We start from the raw sequence: 16,917 nt of genomic DNA on the forward strand, positions 1-16,917 counted from the left end.
GAGGGGGTGCCGCCGCACTCGTCGCGTTCCGGGCCGTGTTTCCCGGGCCCGTGCTCTCCCGGCCCGTGTCTTCCGGGCCCGCCCGTCGCCCGCCGGGTGGCGCGGCTCAGTAACGCAGCGCCAGCGCGATGCCGGCGGCCTCCTTCAACGTGTCGTCGGGTACGAAGACCACTTCGCCGTCCGCTTCCAACACCGCCTCGACCACGGTGTCCACGATGTCGTCCTCGGCTCGGCCGGCCAGCACCGCGTCCTCGGCGTGCGGCCCGGTCAGCACCTGGAGCGCGATCTCCCCGGTGCTGTCGACGGTGACCAGGCGCCCGGTCACCCGCAGCCCCTCCTCGACCACGAGCAGCGCGCCGCGGCCGGCCCGGGCCGGCGCCCACGTCTCCTGGATGCCACCGGCATACCGCTTGGCGCTGCGCGCGTCGTCCAGCTCGCGCAGCGCCGCCGCGGTCGCCTCGGCCGCCAGCGCGGTCCGGGCCGGCGCGAGGATCTCGGCGAATTGCGCGGGAGTGGCCTCCACGACGCCGCCGACCTCCAACTCGGCCCCGGCCAGGTGCGCGCCGTTGCGGGTGCCCTCACGGAACGCCTTGACCTGCGGCCGCAGGCCGACCACGACGACCTTGCCCGGGCGCCCGGCCAGCGCGCGCGCCAACTGCTCGTCGGCCTCGTTCAACAGCCGCCGGAAGTCCTCGCTCACCCCCATGCCGCCGCCTTCGCGGGTGGGCGGTCCGTCCCGCTCGGGGCCGCCCGAGGTGACCGGGAAGCCGCCGTCGCGGATCTCGTGCACCCCGTCGCCGCGGCCGTGCCACAGCCGCACCTCGTGCTCGCTGAGCACCAGCGCCCAGTACGGGGTGAGCCGCTCGGCCGCTGACACCAGGTTGCGGGTGAGGTAGGTGGTCGCCAGGACCACGCGCTCGCTCACCGGCGCCTCCACGGTGAACGCGTAGTGCTCCTCGGCCGACGCGTACAACACCAGGCCGTCCAGGAAGTGCTCGGGATCCAGTTCGGCCGCCGCGGCCTTGAGGCGGTCCACGGTCTTGATCCGCGCCTCCCGACCCACCTCCGGATCCGCCGAGAGCCGCTTCTCCGCCTCGGCCAGCACATTCCGCAGCCGAATGTGGTCCTGCTGGTTCTCCGGGCGGTGCCGGTGCGTGGGCAGCGTCAAGGACACCGCGGGGTACGCGCGCGGGCGGCGCAGCTCGGCGAGCAGTTCCGGCGACAGGGCGGCGGTCGTCATGCGGTCTCCTGGCGTGCGTTGCGTTCGGGGGTCTCGGCGGCTTGGACGCCGTGTCCGTCGAAGGCCGACAAACACAGCGTCCTATGCCCGATTTACCAGGAAAATCGCATGGATCACCCGACCGGCCCGCAGGCTCCGCGTCGATCACCCACCGCCTCGGGGCGATCACTCTGCATGGAACGGTTGTTGACGGTGAGTCAGGAGGGACCCTAGGTTGATCCCCATTGCTCGTCGAGACGCAGCACCCATGGAGACCCAGGGTCCGCCCGACCCGGGATGGGCCCGTGCGAGGAGCGACCACCGTGCGATCCGTGCTCCCCCGGCAGGCGGCCCTGTTCGCCGCGTTGACCGGGCTGACCCTGACCACCGCCGCCTGCGGCTCGGAATCATCGGGCAGCGGCGGCTCGTCGCGTGCCGCGATGACCGTCCTGGTCACCCAGGAGGCGCGCAGCCTGGACCCGACCGTGGCGAGCCTGTCCCAGATCACCGGCGGCACCCAGGCCGCGGCCGTGTTCGACGTACTGCTGTGGATCGATCCCAAGACCGGGCGGGCCCAACCCCAGCTCGCCGAGAGCGCGACCGCGGCGGAGGACGGCCGGGTCTGGACGCTGCGCCTGCGGCCGGATCTGAAGTTCTCCGACGGCACCGCGCTGGACGCCGAGGCGGTCCGGTTCAACTGGGAGCGGCACGCCGATCCGGCGAACAAGTCGATGCAGGCGCGCGTGGTCGCCGGGCTCGGCATATCCGTCACCGACAGCCGGACCCTCGAGGTCACGCTGCCGGCGCCGAACGCGCACTTCGACAAGGTGATCGCGCACAACCTCGCGTTCATCGGCTCGCCCACCGCGATCAAGGCCGACCCGAAGGGCTTCGGCGCCAAGCCGGTGGGCGCCGGGCCGTACCGCCTCAAGAGCTGGGTGCGCGACCAGCAGATGGTCCTGGAGCGCAATCCGAAGTACTGGCAGGTGGGCGGACGGCCGCCGCTGAAGGAGTTGACCCTCAAGCCGGTGGTCGACCAGACGCAGCGGCTGGCCATGCTGAGCGCCAACCAGGCCCAGGTGCTGACCACGGCCCAGGCCAAGCTGATGGGGGACGCCCGCAAGGCGGGCCTGCCGGTGCTGACCGAGGCCAAGAGCGGCGGGTTCATGACGCTGTTCAACACCAGTCGGCCGCCGTTCGACGATCCCCGCGCACGGCGCGCGTTCGCGCTGATCATGGATCCGACCCAGCGCGCGAAGGTGGTCACCGACAACGCCGGGAAGCCGCTGAGCACGTTCCTGCGCCCGGGTTCGGACTTCGCCGCGCCGGACGCGCCGATGCCCGCGAACAACCGGGCCGAGGCGCAGCGGCTCCTGGACGCGCTCGCGGCCGAGGGCAAGCCGCTGTCCTTCACCTACAGCACGTACAACAGTCCCGGCTCGCACGTGACCGCCGAGTACTGGCTGGCGCAACTCGCCGAGATGAAGAACATCTCCATGAAGACCGAGTTCCTGGAGGGCACCCAATACCTGCAGAAGGTGCAGATCCAGCGGCAGTTCGACGCGGGCGAGTTCGTGTTGTCCTTCGACGACCCGGAGCCGGTGTTGTACAACTTCCTGCACTCCAAGGGCCAGGACAACCACATGCAGTGGAAGAACCCGGCGGTGGACCAGGCGCTGGACCGGGCCCGGGCCGGCACCGACGTGCCGACCCGGCGCGCCGCGTACGCGCTGGTGCAGCAGGAACTGGCAAAGGACGTACCGATGTTCGCCTACGAGCAGGCGTTCACCGCGGCGATCCAGGCGAAGGACGCGAAGGTGGTCGACCTGACCGTGTTCGAGGACGGGCTGATCATGTTCGACCGGTTGGGTCTGGGCTAGCCGCAGCCGACCGGGGCTCGCTCTCCCGGGCGGGGCTCGACGGCTGCGGCGGGATGGCCGCGGCCGTCGGGCCGGTGGGCTCGGGGATGCACAGGCACGCGACGAGCGCGCAGCAGGCCACCACGCCGGCGATCACGAAGACGACCATGTAGGCGTGCAGGGCGGGCAGCACGAGGCCGCCGGCGTCGATCGTGTACGACGTGAGCACCGCCGCCACCACCGCGCTGCACACGGCCTGGCCGATGGTGCGCATCAGCGCGTTGATGCCGTTGGCGGCGGCGGTCTGCGCGGCGGGGATGGCTTGGATGACCAGCATCGGCAGCGCCGAATAGCACATCGCGGTGCCGGAGGCGACCACGGTCGCGCCCAGGATGATGGTCCACAACTCGTGGCTGGTGAAGATGCGCACCACGTAGCCCAGGCCGAGCAGGATGGCGCCGACGCCGAGGCAGAACCTGGGTCCCCGGGTGGCGGTGAGCCGGGTGGAGATCGGCGAGAGCACGACCATCATCACCCCGCCGGGCAGCAGGCACAGGCCGCCGACCGCGACCGAAACACCCAGCCCGTAGCCGCTGTCCTTGGGCGTCTGCACGAGTTGGGCCGTGGACAGGCTGTTGGCGTAGAACGAGAAGCCGATGAACAGCGCGGCGATGTTGGGCAGCAGTACGGCCGGCCGCGCGGTCACCCGCAGGTCCACCAGCGGGGTGCTCGCCCGCCACTGGTGCGCGCCCCACGCGAGCAGGATCAGTACGGCCGCGCCGAGCAGGCCCAGCGTGCGGGTGCTCGTCCAGCCCCACGCGGTGCCCTTGGAGACCGCGAGCAGCAGGCAGACCAGGAACGCGGCCAGGCCGAGCGAGCCGATCACGTCGAATCGGCCGGGGTTGCGCACCGGCGACTCGCGCACGACCAGCACGATCGACGCCAGGACCAGCAGGGCCAGCGCGGTGGCCCCCCAGAACATCGCGTGCCAGTCGGCGTGGTCGACGACCAGGCCGGCCAGCGGGAGTCCGACGGCCGCGCCGATGCCCAGCGTCGAGCTCATCATCGCGACGCCGCCGCCCACCTTGGCCGGCGGCAGCTCGTCGCGCAGGATGCTGATCCCCAGCGGGACGACCGCGGTGGCCATGCCCTGGAGGGTGCGGCCGACGATCAGCACGCCGATGTCGGAGGTGAGCGCGCACATCAGCGAGCCGATCGAGAGCACGCTCATCGCCACGACGAGCATGCGCTTCTTGCCGAACATGTCGCCGGCCCGGCCCAGCAGCGGCGTGCACACCGCGCCGCTGAGCAGGGTCGCGGTCAGCGTCCAACTGACCGTCGACGCCGAACTGCCGGTCAGCGCGGGCAGATCCGGGAGCAGTGGTACCACCACGGTCTGCATGAGCGCGGCGACGATGCCGCACGCGCCCAGGACCGGCACCAGGAAGCGTTGTCGTGGGTCCTGCGGAGTGGGGGCGGGACCGGCCACGGGACGCGCTCCTGGGTGGGGAAGGGGATGTCGGCCCCACCCTAGGGATAGATGTACAACACATCAATCGTTTCCGCGCGCCGTTTCCACGCACCTTGCCGCCCGTTTCGCCCGCGGCGTCCCGCCGCGGGCGGGCGGGCCTAGCGGGCGCGCTCGGCGCGCAGCGACGCGCCCACGCCGTGCATGTGACCCAGCGCCTGCCGATAGGACCGCACCAGGCTCGTCTCCAGGTACGGCACCCCGAGCCGGTCGCAGTGCGCGCGCACGATCGGCTGCGCTTGGCGCAGGTTCACGCGCGGCATGTTCGGCACCAGGTGGTGCTCGATCTGGTAGTTCAGGCCGCCGAGCATCCAGTCGGTGATCGGACCGCCCGTGACGTTGCGCGAGGTCAGCACCTGGCGCCGCAGGTGGTCCCACTTCACGCCCGGACCGGGCGTCGGCATGCCCTTGTGGTTGGGCGCGAACGCCATGCCCAGGTGCAGACCGAGCAGCGCGTGCGTGACGAGCACGAAGACCAGCGCCTTCACCGGCGACATCGCGATCAGCAGTACGGAGAAGTACAGGGCGTAGTGCACGGCCAGGACCGAACCCTCGACCAGGCGCTCGCGCGGGGTCCGCTCCTTGAGCGCCATCAGGCCGGTGACCTTGAGGCTGAGCCCTTCGAGCAGCAGCAGCGGGAAGAACAGCCGGGCCTGGTGCCGGGTCAGCCAGCCCATCAGTCCGGTACGCCCGGCGGTCTGGTCGGCGTCCCAGACCAGCACGCCGACCGAGACGTCGGGGTCCTTCTCCAGGTGGTTCGGGTTGGCGTGGTGCTTGTTGTGCTTGGCGTTCCACCAGCCGCAGCTCATCCCCATCAGCAGGTTGCCGTGCAGCAGCGAGAGCGCGCGGTGGGTGCGCGCCTTGCGGGCGATCTGCTGGTGCCCGGCGTCGTGGCCGACGAAGGACGCGCGGGTGGTGAACAGCGCGACCGGGATCGCCAGGGCGAGCTGCCACCAGGAGTCGCCGACCCGAAGCACCGCGACCCAGGAGCCGAGCAGCAGGAGCAGGTTCAGGCCGATCGTCCGGGCGTACCAGGCGGTGCGCCGCTCCAGCAGTCCGGCCGCCTTCAGTTCGGCGAGCAGCGGTGCGAAGTCACTGCCCCTACGCTCGGGCGATATATCCGGACTATCCAGGATTGGTGCGGTCAAGGTCATGGGGCGTCCCGGTTCTGGGTGAAGGGTGGTCGGGTGAGCGCGGTGGCTTGGCGCCATCTCGACGCTATTGATCAACCGCCCGAGGGACGATCCGACAAGCCCCCCGATCGTGGGGGGAGGCTGCTTACCCCGCGAGGGGGTCGAGCACCATGGACACGCGCGGCGCGATCCGGTAAGTGGCCGGCACGGGGTGTGGAAAACCCTTGACGCGTTCCAGGCACTGTCGCATCCGGATCGGGGTGCCGGCTACCCGTTGCGGCGGGGAATATCAGAGAAACGACCGACCCGCACCGAAATGCACCGGTTTGCAGCCCGACATACGCCCGCCGTCTCGACCGGTGCGGCAGCGCCCGGTGCGGCAGCGTGAGCGGCATCAGCACCGGCCCGCGCCGGCGATCGCGGGTCGCGGCGGCGGCGTCCGCGTCCCGCACCCGCCACGCGGCCGGCGCGCGGTGGTCGCCCGCGCGGGCGTCCACGTCCGCCCAGCCGTCGGCACCGCGCCCGTCGGCACCGCGCCCCTCGGCCTCCCGCGCGGGCGTGCCGACCGACTCGGGGTCGAACACGACCGCGTCCCGCAGCAGGCGGGCGAGTGCGGCGGCGACCGCGCTCTTGCCGACCCCGCGCGGTCCGTTGAGCACGAGCAACGGGTGTCGGTGCGGAGCGCGGCTGATCGGGTCGTTCCACACGGTGGGCCCCCAGTGCGCGGTACGCGCGGTCGTCGAGGTGGCAGGGTGCTCCCGGGCGAAACCGCTTGACCAGGGCGTGCGGAAGTGCGCTCCGGGCGTGCTCAGTCCGGGTCGAGCGCAGCCTCGTCGCCGAGCGCGGCCCCCAGATCGGCGGCCTGTTCACCGACGCAGGCCAGGAACGCGCCCACCGCCGGCGTCGGCGTGCGGTCCGCGATCAGCGTGGTGCCCACCGTGCGGCGCACCGATTCCAGCGGCACCGGCAACACCGCGAGCCGCTCGTCGCCGGTGACCACGAGTTCGGGCAGCGCGGCGATCATGTCGGTGGCCAGCAGCAGTGCCCGGATGGTCAGGATCGAGGTGCACTCCACCCGGTCGGCCGGCAGCGGCAGTCCGCTGCGCACGAACAGTTGGGCCAACTCGCTGCGCAGCGCGGTCTGTTCGAGCGGCAGGATCCACGGATGCGCGATCGTGTCGGCGAGGGCGCTCGCGCTGTCCAGGAGCGGGTGGCCCTGACGCACCACCAGCCGGATCGGCTCGCGATACAGCGCGGTCTGCCGTACCCGACCGGCGTCCGCGGCTCGGCCGAGCCGACCGATCACGACGTCGATCTCGCCCGCGAGCAGTTGCGGGTACAGCACGTCGTAGGTGGCCTCGCGGACGATCACGGTGATCCCGGGCCGGTCCCGCTTGAGCGCGGAGACCGCGCGCGGCAGCAGCACGCTGGTGCCCGCGAGCAGCGTGCCGACGGTGACCGTGCCGGTCTGCCCCTCGCGCAGGCTCGCGATGTGGTCGCCCGCCCGACGCACCTCGGCCAGGATCACCCGCGCGTGGGCCACCAGCGCGTCGCCGTACAGCGTGGGGCTCATCCCGTGCGGTCCGCGCTCGAACAGCGGGACGCCGACCATCGTCTCCAACTCGCGCAGGGTGCGGGTCGCGGCGGGTTGGGTCAGGTGCAGTGCCTCGGCGGCCCGGCTGACTCCCCCGTGCTCGGCGATCGCCGTGATCAGGGTCAGGTGCCGGAACTTCAGGCGTCCGTCGAGCAGGTCCACGCAGGCTCCCGTACCGGTCCGATGGTGCGAACCCGACGGGGACGCATACCTGTTTGGTGATGTTGTGGCGCCGGATCGGCATTGGATGGACATGCGCCAACGCAGCCATCATGCACGTGGCGACAGCTTCTTGACGAGCCGTTCGCCCGGATACGGGCGATCGGTTCGGGTCGGACGCGCCGTTGTCGTTCGGCCACGACGCCGACTCGTTCCGCGCCGCGGAGCATGCCGGTTCGTCGGCACCGCGGTCCTCGACCGACGCGCGGTGGCACCGGAGCTTCCGGGGTCACCGGGTCGGGTTGCTTCGCGGGATGTGGCATTCGCCCGCGAAGAGGTGACGGGGAGCGGTGCGGCCGGCCGGCACGGCGCGTTCGGGGGCTGCCGCCGGCTGGAACGCGAGCCGGACCCGCCGGCGACCTCGGCGCCGTCCCCGCGTGGCACCCCGTCCCACCGCAAGCGCACTTCCCCGTCATTGTCCCGTGTCGGAAGGTTCGTCAGATGCGCCGCAAGCCCGCCCCCGGCCACAGATCCGGCGGATCCCGCAGATATCGCAGATCCGGCGCCCTCGCGGTGGCCGCCCTGGTGGCGGCCACCACCGCCGGCTACCCGGACGGCCCCGACCGCGACGCCGCCGCCGGTGCCCCGCCGCACACCGCGAACGCCGCGGCCGGCAAGCAGGATCCCAACATCCCGTTCGTATGCCAGGAGCGCCGTCCGCAACCGGCCGACCCGAACGCCTACGGCATGCAGCTCGACGGCTCGTTCCTGGCGCCCGCGTCGACCCCGCTCGACGAGGAGAACCCGCACCCGTTCCCGGGCCGCCGCGCCGAGTACGACGGCAGGCAGTACGTGAAGAACATGAACGTCGAAGCCGCCTACGAGGGCTACGACTTCACCCCGGACTTCTTCCACACCTGGCAGAACATCGTCGACTTCGGCGGGCGCCGGTACATGTTCCAGTACGACCGCTCCGAGGGTCGCGTCTACGACATCACCGACGTCAAACACGTCACGGTGGTGGAGCGGATGACCCGCGAGGACGTCGGCGGCGACGAACTCGAGGCCAACGGCACCTGGGCGGCGGGCGATTACTGGGGCGCGTCCACGATCCAGTGGAACAAGCGACTGAACGCCTACGTGATGGTGCAGTCCTTCGAGGACAAGCGGCAGATCAGCGAGTTGACCGACGAGCCGGGCCACGACAAGTACGGCAACCCCGCGGGCGTCGAGAAGTTGCGCGCAAAGCCCGGGCTCAAGGGCTTCAAGGTCTACCGCCTGGACGGGCCCCGAAAGGCCGATTGGCGGCTGCTCTCGACCGTCAGCACCGACTCGACCCAACCGGACCCGCTGAACAGCGACCCGACCAGGGCCCAGCAGGGCTCCGGCTCACTGGACGTGCCGTATTGGGACGGCGGCAAGTACATGTTCATCGCCGTCGCGCCGAACGACACCTTCGCCAACACCGAGTACCCGACCAACCTGCACTCGGCCGGCTACCAGTCCTACGACATGTCCGACCCGACCAGGCCCCGACTCCTGGACACCTGGCACCTGCCGGGTCAGGTCACCGGCGAGGACGACGCGTACGCGAAGAACCCGCGCTGCGGCAACCGGACCAGTTGGCTGGGTGCGCGGATGTCGTTGTTCGTGCCCAAGCCGGTCGAGCAGGGCGGTCGGTACGGCTTCGCGGTGCAGGGCGGCCTGGGCATGACCATCCTGGACATCTCGGACCCGGCACGGATGCGTCAGGTGGGCCACGTGGACCTGCCGCCGTCGGTGGCGGGCACCGAGGGCGACAACATCGACGTGTCGCAGTACGAGAAGACCGGGATGATCTACCTCTCCGGGTACCCGCTCACCGAGGACTGCTACGAGCCGTACAAGCCGATCTACCAGATCGACGCGCGGGACGTGGCCAACCCCCGGATCGTCGGCCAACTGCCCCGGCCCACGCCGCCGAGGTCGGCCGGGATCACCGACTACTGCCAGCGTCGGGGCAGCTTCGGCCCCAAGCGCACCGGCTACTACACCAACCCGGGGCGCCACGACGACGGCACGCTCGTGTACGGCTTCTACAACGCGGGCGCCCAGGTCTTCGACGTCGCGAACCCGGCCCGGCCGGAGATCGAGGCGTACTTCGTACCGAAGGCGTTCGGCACCAGGACCAGGGACTGGCCCACCGAGGACGGCACCTTCCCGGAGTGGGCGATGGGCAACCAGACGCACGGCGTCTACGTCGAGTGGGACCGCAACGTGGTGTGGGTGCTGACCAACCACGGCATCTACGCGCTGTCGTCCAAGGACGTGCTGGGCAAGCCGAACCTGGGCAAGCCCAAGGAGCCGTTCCGCAACAGTCAGTCCTGACCTCGTCGCGATCGGGTCGTTGCGATCGCCCGGGCCCGGGGTGCCCCGTCGTGGGTGCTCCGGGCCTCGGCGCGTCGTGACGGCGGGTCAGCCGTCCCTGCCGTCCTCTTCCCCGTCCCCGTCCTCCTCTTCGCCGCAGACCGCGTCGAAGAACCGCTCCAGGTGCTCCTCCGTGCGGGCACGGACCAGGATCATCCCGCCGTCGTAGCGGGCCAGCAGGTCGGGACCGGCGAACCAGCGCACCCGGTTGCCCGGGTCCTCGCACTCGGGATATCCGGGAAACGCCAACTCGGTCAGGTCCTCCGGGAGTTGCTCCACCTCCTCGGGCGCGAACTCGATCGCCTCGACGAGTTCGTCGTCGAACAGCAGCACTTCGGACAACACCGTCTCGATCGCCGCGAGCGAGAGCCGGGGCAGCCAGGCCGACCACCGTTCCACGGCAGGCTCGGCCAGGCTGTAGCTCGCGATCACCGCGGGATCGTCGCCGTCCGGCCGTATGCCCCACCACGCGACGCCCTGGTTCTCCTCGCGGAACACCAGCACGCCGTCCTCGACGTAGAGCTTGTCCGGCGGCAGCAGCACGTCGTGATTGCTCGTGAGGTCCTCCCGCCGTCCCACCAGTTCGTACAGTTCCCGGAGCGCGGACGGCAGCGGGACGCCCAGTCGCGCCGCGCACGCGTCCAGTTCCGTCGGGTCGTAGCCGTCCGAGGCGCCGATCGCCCGGGACCGGTCGGCGGCGAACGCGCGGATGAACTCCCAGGCTCCGGCCCGATCCGCGAGCGCGGAGGGCAGTGCCGCGTGGATGTCGAAGGTCATGCCCGGACGCTACCGGGTCACCCGGGTGTCCCCCCGGCCCGCCGCTCGGCGGGGCTCCGGAATGCGTTCCTTGCGCAGATCCAGGAACGCGACCACGAACGCGGCGAGCACGAACCCGACCGAGACCATCAGTCCGTGGCGCAGCGGCCCGGCCCAGTCCTGCCCGTGGACGGCCGCCAGTTGGGAGAAGAAGACCGCCCCGACCGCCGCGATGCCCATCGCCGAGCCGATCCGCTGGCCGGTCTGCAGCACCCCGCCCGCCGCGCCGCCCTGCACGGGCGGCACCTCGGCCAGGGTCAGCGTCTGGTTGGGCGAGATCACCATTCCGCTGCCCAGCCCCGCACACACCAGCGGCGCCACCAGCGCCCAGCCGGCCCCCTCCCCGGGCACCTCGTACACCGCCAGGATCGCGCCGCCCAGGCCGACCGCGACCAGCACCAGGCCGCCGGTCACCAGCGCGTGTCCGAAGCGGTTCACCAGGCGTCCGCCGATCGAGGCGCCCACCGCCGAGGCGAGCGCGAACGGGGTGATCGCCACGCCCGCGAGCAGCGCGCTGTAGCCCAGCCCGGACTGGAAGTAGAGGGTGAAGACGAAGAAGATCGAGGTGAATCCGGCGAAGTAGAACAACATCACCAGCAGTCCCAGCGTGTACGAGCGCACCTTGAACAGCGCCAGGTCGACCACCGGCTTGCGACCGTGTCGGCCCTGGCGGATCTCCCACAGCACGAAGGCACCGAAGAACACCGCCGCGGCCGGTACCAGCAGCCACTTCAGCGGCCCCTTCCACTGGCGTTCCTCGACCAGCGGCAGGAGCAGCAGGACCACGCCGGAGCCGAGCAGGAGCACACCGATCGGGTCGAGTTCGCGCAGACAGGCCCGATGCTCGTGGTCGGGCCCCGGCAGCAGGCGCCAGGCCAGCGCGAACGCGACGATGCCGATCGGGAGGTTGACGTAGAACACCCATCGCCAGCCCTCTTCGGCGCCGAACGCCTTGATGATCAGGCCGCCGAGCAGCGGGCCGACGGCGGTGGAGATGCCGATCACCGTGCCGAACATGCCGAACGCGCGGCCCCGTTCGCGGCCGGAGAACATCTGCTGGATCAGCGCGGACACCTGTGGTGTGAGGATGCCGCCGGCGATGCCCTGGAGCAGTCGGGACAGCACGAGCCACTGTGAGGTCTGCGCCGCGCCGCACAGCGCGCTGGCGCCGGTGAACAGCGCCAGGCCGGTCATGAACATCATCCGGCGACCGCGCGCGTCGCCGATCCGGCCGGCCGGTACCAGGGCGAGTCCGAAGGTCAGCGCGTAGCCGGACAGCACCCACTGGATCTCGCTCTCGCTCGCGCCGAGGCCCTCGCGGATGGACGGCAGCGCGACGTTGACGATCGACACGTCCAGCAGGGTGATGAACCCCGCGATCAGACAGACCGCGAGCGCCTGCCACCGATGCGGGTCGGGCTCGTCGCGCTCGGTCACCGTCCCACACCCCTCCTCCACGGCCACCGCGATGGTGGCCATCCGAAGGACGGTGCCCACATTCCCCACCACCAAGGCCGCCGCCCGGGTGACCCGTCGAACCCGGTCGGGCCCGCTCGCCCGCCACCGCCCGGCCGTCGACCGTGCGGCCGGGCGGCTCCGCCGCGCCCGGTCCGGGTCAGTACACGAGCGTCACCGCGACCGGAAGGTGATCGGACGCCGTCGACGGCGGCGCGTCCACGGCCGCGACCCGCAACCGCGTGTCCACCAGGACCTGGTCGATCTCCTTCTTCGGCTTGTCCGCCGGATAGGTCCGCAACGGCCGCACCCGGCCCAGGCCGTCCACGAGTCCGCGCCCGGTGAACGCCCGCATCTGCGGGCTGTCGATGGTCGCGTTCATGTCGCCGAGCACCACCACCGGCGCCGACGCCCCCAGCCGCACGGCGAACGCCGCGGCCCGCTCCGCCTGCTCCTGCGGGACTTTGTCGTCGGCGTCCTGAAGGTGGGTGGACACGACGCCGACGAGCTTGCCGGGCGCCGCCTCGATCACCACGCCCAGCGCCTGCGCGCCGGTCGGCGCACCGCCGGCGGGCAGCTTGATCGACTCCAGGTGCCGGATCGGCTTGCGGGTCAGCACCGCGTCACCCCACTGCGGGTCCGCCGCCGGCGCGAACCGGTAGGGCAGGTCGAGCCGGCGCGCGAGCAGGGTCAGCACGTCGTGGCCGCCGTTGAGGAACCAGGCCCGGTCCACCTCGTTGAGCACCAGCACGTCCGGCTTCAGCGCCCGGATCGTGTCCGCCGTGCGATCCGGGTCGAACCGCCCGTCGACGCCGTAGCCCATGCGGATGTTGTACGTGACCACCCGCATCGTGCCCGCCGCCACGTCCGGCACCGGCGCCGACCCGGCACCCGGGCGCAGCCCGAACGCGGCGAGGGCGATCAGTACGGGGAACACGGTCGCCAGTGCGAGCGGCGCGTGCACGCGCTCGGCCAGGGACGGCGGCGGCGGGAGGTCCCGGCGCCGCTCCGCCTTGCGTCCGGCGGGGCCGGCGGCGGGCGCTCCCGGTCGGCTGCCCGCGCGAACCGTGGCGGGCTTGGCGCCGGGACGCGCGCCGGGCCGGTGGCCGGGCCGCTGCGCGGGCCGGCCGGCGCGGGTCCGGCCGCCGAGCGGGACGTCGGACCGGGCGCCGCCGTGCCCGCCGCTGTGCGCCACGGTCCGGCCCCGACCACGCACCGGCGCCCGGGCCGGCACGCGCGCGGCCTCCGGCTCGGGCTCGGGGGCGGCGGGCGTGCGCCGGTCCCGTACCGCCGCGAGGCCGGCGGGCACCGCGAGCGCGAGCACTCCCAGGAGCAGCACCCGCCCGCGAGCCAGTACGCCGATCTCGATGTCGTAGCGGGCGTAGTGCAGGAAGGTCAGCGCGAAGAAGCCGACCATGCTCCAGGCCGGCGCCCAGCGCACCGCGGTCCGCGTCCGCGCGGCGGCGTCGCCCAGGACCAGGCCCAGGCCGAGCACCCCCAGTGCCTGCCAACCGGCCGCGCCGGTGGGGGCCAGGCCGACGACGCCATCGTGCGCGCTCGTCTCCAGGTGGCCCGCGCCGACCACGCCGGCGATCAGCAGCACCAGGCCCAGCGGCAGCACCCACACCCCGCGCAGCCGGGACACCGGCACCGCGAGCGCCCATGCGGCCACCAACACCGGTACGCCCCAGCGTGGTTCGCCGGCGGCGGCGTGTGCGACGCCGACGTTGCCGAACAACACGCCGGTAAGGAACAGCGCGGGGCCGAACACAGCCCACAGGACCGGCCCGGGCGCGGGTCCGGCCGGGGCCTGGATCCACACCTGCGCGGCCACGAACAGCACGGCGAGCGTGCCCAGTACGGCCCAGCCGCGCCACGCCTCCAGCCACATCGGGTCGAGGGTGCCGAGCCCGGCGTGCAGCGCGACCGCCGCCGCCAGGCCGGCCGGCACGCCCACGCTCGCGTCCCAGCCGGTGTGCGCGACCGCGATCAGCCAGCACAGCGCGGCGACCAGTGCCAGGCACGCGAGGTAGAGCTGCGCGTCGCCGCCGTCGGTGAACTGCAGCCACAGTCGCAGCATCACCATCGCCACGCCGGCCGAGACCGCGACCGGTCGCCCACCGACCCGACGGCACAGCGGGACCACCGCGAAGGCGACCGCGAACCACGCGACCGCGAACAGGCCCAGTTGTTCGGCGGGAGTGGCCCCGGCGTCGCCGTACACGGTGATCAGCGAGGGCAACCACACCCGCAGGATGTCGACCAGAAAGACGATCCCCAGAGCGATCACGATCACAGGCACGCGTAACCCCCGTCTCGATGGCGGGGTCAGCATAGAGCGGCGAAACACCCTTCGGGAGGCCACTTTTGACGATAGATCAGCCGATCCTCACCCGGGCGCGAACGGCCCGGGCGACCGCGCCGGGGCCGACGACCTTCAGGCGCGCGCGAGAGCCGCTCGCGTGAGTGTGGTCAAGGCCGCGGTGATGCCGGCGCGTACGCCGGGGTCGGCGATCAGGCCGTCCGGGCCCACCGCGTCGCGGGCCACGCCGACGCGTACGCAGGCCGATTCGACGACGTCGGCTCCGGTGTAGCCGAGCACGGTGCGCAGCGACTCGTGCGCCATGGCCGCGCCGTTCGGGTGGGTGGACGCGTTGATCCAGGCGACCGGCTTGTCGCTGGTCTCGACGCCGCCGACGGTCCAGTCCAGCAGGTTCTTGAACGAGCCGGGCAGCGCGCCGGCGTATTCGGGCGTGGAGAACAACACCGCGTCGGCGGCGTCGATCGCGGCCCGCAACTCCACCACGGCGGCCGGCAGCGGTTCGTGGTCCTCGTCCGGGTTGAAGTGCGGCAGCGCGTGCAATCCGTCGAAGACGACCGCGTCGACCCCCGCGGGCGCGACCGCCCGCGCGGTCCGCACCAGCGCGGAGTTGGTGGACTGCGCCCGCAGCGAGCCACTGATCAAGAGCACCCGACGATTGACTGTCATGGCCGGTCAAGGTAGCACCGCACGGGTACCAGGGCGTGTCTTCAATCCCCCGTCGGGCTCCGCGGCGTGAGCGCGGCGAGGAGCCCGACGGGCGGATGCCGTGCATCGGCGTGCCGGAGAAGCGCCCGCACAGTGGTTCTCTTCGGGTGGTTCTCCGGGGCGGCGAGCGCAGCGAGGGAGCCCGAAGGGCGGATGCGGTGCCGGGCGTCGTGGAGCTCGGCGGGGGATTGAAGACACGCCCTAGTCTCACCTCATGCATACGCCGGTCGAGACGGTCGCCGAGGCGCTGCGCGCGCTCGGGGCCGCGGGAGAGATTCGGGAATTCGCCGAGACGGTGCCCACCGCGGCGGCCGCCGCCGAGGTACTGGGCTGCGACGTGGGCGCGATCGCGAACAGCCTGGTGTTCTCCGCCGACGGCCAACCGCTGCTGGTGATCACGAGTGGGGCGCACCGGGTGGACACCCGGGTCGTCTCCCGCCTCCTCGGCATCCGCAAGCTGCGCCGGGCCGACCCGGAGTTCGTGCTCTCCGCGACCGGCCAGGAGGTCGGCGGCGTGGCCCCGGTCGGCCACCCGTACCGGATCCGCACCCTGGTCGACACCTGGCTGGACAAGCACGAGGTGGTCTGGGCCGGGGCCGGCGACCACAACCACATGTACCCGACCACGTACGCCGAATTGTTGCGGATGACCGGCGGTACGGCTGCGGACGTGGAGGCGTAGCGGTTCGGCGGCCGATCCACTCGGGTGCGCGAGGAACCGCCGCGGCGCGGTCACGCCGGCCTTCGCACGATCGTCTCCCAGTGGGCCCAGGTGCCCGCCGGCGGGTCGCGGCGCTCGGTGTGTTCCGCGCGCAGCGGCAGTACCGGCTCGAAGTCGCGGAGCAGGGACTCCAGTTCGAGTCGGCCGTAGTAGTGCACGACGAGGCCGGCCTTGAATCCCTCCAGGTAGCGGAAGGTTCGGCCGCCGTCCTCGGTGACGTCCAGCACCTCGTGTGCCTCGACCGCCTGGGTGTCGGCGGAGGCGGTCCGCAGCGCGAACAGGCCGCCGGGGGCGACCCGGGCCAGCGAGCCGCGCAGCAGCGCGCGGGCGGCGTCGCGGGTGCCGTGCTGGTGCACCTGGATGCCGATCACCAGGTCGTAGCGTCGACCGGGCGGCAGATCGTCCTGGGTGCCGTGCACCAGGGTCGACTCCGGGGCACGAGCGGCCAGTTGCTCCAGCGCCCGGCGGGAGGGGTCGACGCCGACCAGGTCCAGGCCGGCCTCGGTCAACGGGATCAGGTTGCGGCCGTTGCCGCAGCCGATCTCGACGCCGCGGGTGCCCGGCGCGGCCACCGCGAGAATGCGGTGCACAAACGCGTCGGGCCCGGCGTCCGCGTACATTCCGTCCGCGTAGGCGTTGTCCCAGAAGTCCACGGCGAGTCGATTCGCGTCCATGGGGTCGAGCCTGGCAGATCGCACCCGGCGATCGGGCGGCGACAAACCGGCCACGTTCGCACCGACCGGGTGGATGCACGGCCTCCTCGAAGGCCGTTCGCGCACACCCGCTTTCCGCCCCACCCGCATCCGCACACCCACCCGTCTCCTCGGCCCCACGCCCACGAGATCGTGCGGCCGGCCGAATTTCCCGCTCGACACGACTCGCGGCGGGTCCTCGGGTGCCGCGCCTCTTGCCGGGGGGTATCCCCATGCAGTAGAGCTCGATATGTCGGTCGTGCGTTGGCTTTCTGCCACCTCGCCAGACGCGAGATGGCCGACCGGA

General features: G+C 72.0%; 12 protein-coding genes. 3 read left to right on the forward strand and 9 right to left on the reverse strand.

Annotation, left to right across the window (positions count from 1 at the left end):
* Nucleotides 1-106 precede the first annotated feature (106 nt).
* Nucleotides 107-1,240, reverse strand: a complete 1,134-nt coding sequence (locus ACWCPW_RS00780) for a baeRF3 domain-containing protein (protein ID WP_449759415.1) — start codon at nucleotides 1,238-1,240, stop codon at nucleotides 107-109.
* Between the two features lie 302 nt (nucleotides 1,241-1,542).
* On the opposite strand from ACWCPW_RS00780, the gene ACWCPW_RS00785 reads away from it, so the two are divergent.
* Nucleotides 1,543-3,099: an ABC transporter substrate-binding protein gene (locus ACWCPW_RS00785; protein WP_449759416.1), complete on the forward strand. Its 1,557-nt coding sequence runs from the start codon at nucleotides 1,543-1,545 to the stop codon at nucleotides 3,097-3,099.
* On the opposite strand, the gene ACWCPW_RS00790 is transcribed toward ACWCPW_RS00785, so the two are convergent.
* The 3 genes from ACWCPW_RS00790 to ACWCPW_RS00800 form a co-directional block, all read right to left on the reverse strand.
* Nucleotides 3,071-4,567: an MFS transporter gene (locus tag ACWCPW_RS00790; protein WP_449759417.1), complete on the reverse strand. Its 1,497-nt coding sequence runs from the start codon at nucleotides 4,565-4,567 to the stop codon at nucleotides 3,071-3,073. The genes ACWCPW_RS00785 and ACWCPW_RS00790 overlap by 29 nt on opposite strands.
* Nucleotides 4,568-4,707: 140 nt before the next feature.
* Entirely contained in the window at nucleotides 4,708-5,760 is a 1,053-nt protein-coding gene (locus tag ACWCPW_RS00795) for a fatty acid desaturase family protein (protein ID WP_449759418.1), read from the reverse strand.
* 787 nt (nucleotides 5,761-6,547) lie between these two features.
* Entirely contained in the window at nucleotides 6,548-7,495 is a 948-nt protein-coding gene (locus ACWCPW_RS00800; RefSeq protein WP_449759419.1) for a LysR substrate-binding domain-containing protein, read from the reverse strand.
* A 498-nt stretch (nucleotides 7,496-7,993) separates the two neighbouring features.
* Between ACWCPW_RS00800 and ACWCPW_RS00805 the strand changes: the two genes are divergently transcribed.
* The gene (locus ACWCPW_RS00805) at nucleotides 7,994-9,859 is read left to right on the forward strand and encodes a hypothetical protein (protein ID WP_449759420.1); all 1,866 of its coding nucleotides are present in this window, start codon (nucleotides 7,994-7,996) and stop codon (nucleotides 9,857-9,859) included.
* Between the two features lie 87 nt (nucleotides 9,860-9,946).
* Here ACWCPW_RS00805 and ACWCPW_RS00810 read toward each other — a convergent pair whose 3' ends face one another.
* The 4 genes from ACWCPW_RS00810 to ACWCPW_RS00825 form a co-directional block, all read right to left on the reverse strand.
* Nucleotides 9,947-10,675, reverse strand: a complete 729-nt coding sequence (locus ACWCPW_RS00810; RefSeq protein ID WP_449759421.1) for an SMI1/KNR4 family protein — start codon at nucleotides 10,673-10,675, stop codon at nucleotides 9,947-9,949.
* Between the two features lie 9 nt (nucleotides 10,676-10,684).
* Nucleotides 10,685-12,193 (reverse strand): MFS transporter, encoded by a 1,509-nt coding sequence (locus ACWCPW_RS00815; RefSeq protein ID WP_449759422.1) that lies wholly within the window; start codon nucleotides 12,191-12,193, stop codon nucleotides 10,685-10,687.
* Between the two features lie 136 nt (nucleotides 12,194-12,329).
* On the reverse strand, nucleotides 12,330-14,471 hold the full coding sequence (locus ACWCPW_RS00820) for an endonuclease/exonuclease/phosphatase family protein (RefSeq protein ID WP_449759423.1): 2,142 nt from the start codon (nucleotides 14,469-14,471) through the stop codon (nucleotides 12,330-12,332).
* Between the two features lie 135 nt (nucleotides 14,472-14,606).
* The gene (locus ACWCPW_RS00825; protein WP_449759424.1) at nucleotides 14,607-15,158 is read right to left on the reverse strand and encodes an NADPH-dependent FMN reductase; all 552 of its coding nucleotides are present in this window, start codon (nucleotides 15,156-15,158) and stop codon (nucleotides 14,607-14,609) included.
* Between the two features lie 253 nt (nucleotides 15,159-15,411).
* Here ACWCPW_RS00825 and ACWCPW_RS00830 point away from each other — a divergent pair, with 253 nt between their 5' ends.
* Nucleotides 15,412-15,879 carry a YbaK/EbsC family protein gene (locus ACWCPW_RS00830; protein ID WP_449759425.1) on the forward strand — a complete coding sequence of 156 codons (468 nt, stop codon included), beginning with the start codon at nucleotides 15,412-15,414 and terminating at the stop codon, nucleotides 15,877-15,879.
* A gap of 50 nt (nucleotides 15,880-15,929) precedes the next feature.
* On the opposite strand, the gene ACWCPW_RS00835 is transcribed toward ACWCPW_RS00830, so the two are convergent.
* Nucleotides 15,930-16,592 carry a class I SAM-dependent methyltransferase gene (locus tag ACWCPW_RS00835; protein ID WP_449759426.1) on the reverse strand — a complete coding sequence of 221 codons (663 nt, stop codon included), beginning with the start codon at nucleotides 16,590-16,592 and terminating at the stop codon, nucleotides 15,930-15,932.
* Nucleotides 16,593-16,917: the final 325 nt, after the last annotated feature.

It is taken from the genome of Embleya sp. NPDC001921, assembly GCF_053594475.1.

Bases quoted from the DNA above. Each gene is read 5' to 3' on its own strand.
- ACWCPW_RS00780 (WP_449759415.1), bottom strand. From the start codon at position 1,240: ATGACGACCGCCGCCCTGTCGCCGGAACTGCTCGCCGAGCTGCGCCGC.
- ACWCPW_RS00795 (WP_449759418.1), bottom strand. From the start codon at position 5,760: ATGACCTTGACCGCACCAATCCTGGATAGTCCGGATATATCGCCCGAG.
- ACWCPW_RS00805 (WP_449759420.1), top strand. From the start codon at position 7,994: ATGCGCCGCAAGCCCGCCCCCGGCCACAGATCCGGCGGATCCCGCAGA.
- ACWCPW_RS00810 (WP_449759421.1), bottom strand. From the start codon at position 10,675: ATGACCTTCGACATCCACGCGGCACTGCCCTCCGCGCTCGCGGATCGG.
- ACWCPW_RS00815 (WP_449759422.1), bottom strand. From the start codon at position 12,193: ATGGCCACCATCGCGGTGGCCGTGGAGGAGGGGTGTGGGACGGTGACC.
- ACWCPW_RS00825 (WP_449759424.1), bottom strand. From the start codon at position 15,158: ATGACAGTCAATCGTCGGGTGCTCTTGATCAGTGGCTCGCTGCGGGCG.
- ACWCPW_RS00830 (WP_449759425.1), top strand. From the start codon at position 15,412: ATGCATACGCCGGTCGAGACGGTCGCCGAGGCGCTGCGCGCGCTCGGG.
- ACWCPW_RS00835 (WP_449759426.1), bottom strand. From the start codon at position 16,592: ATGGACGCGAATCGACTCGCCGTGGACTTCTGGGACAACGCCTACGCG.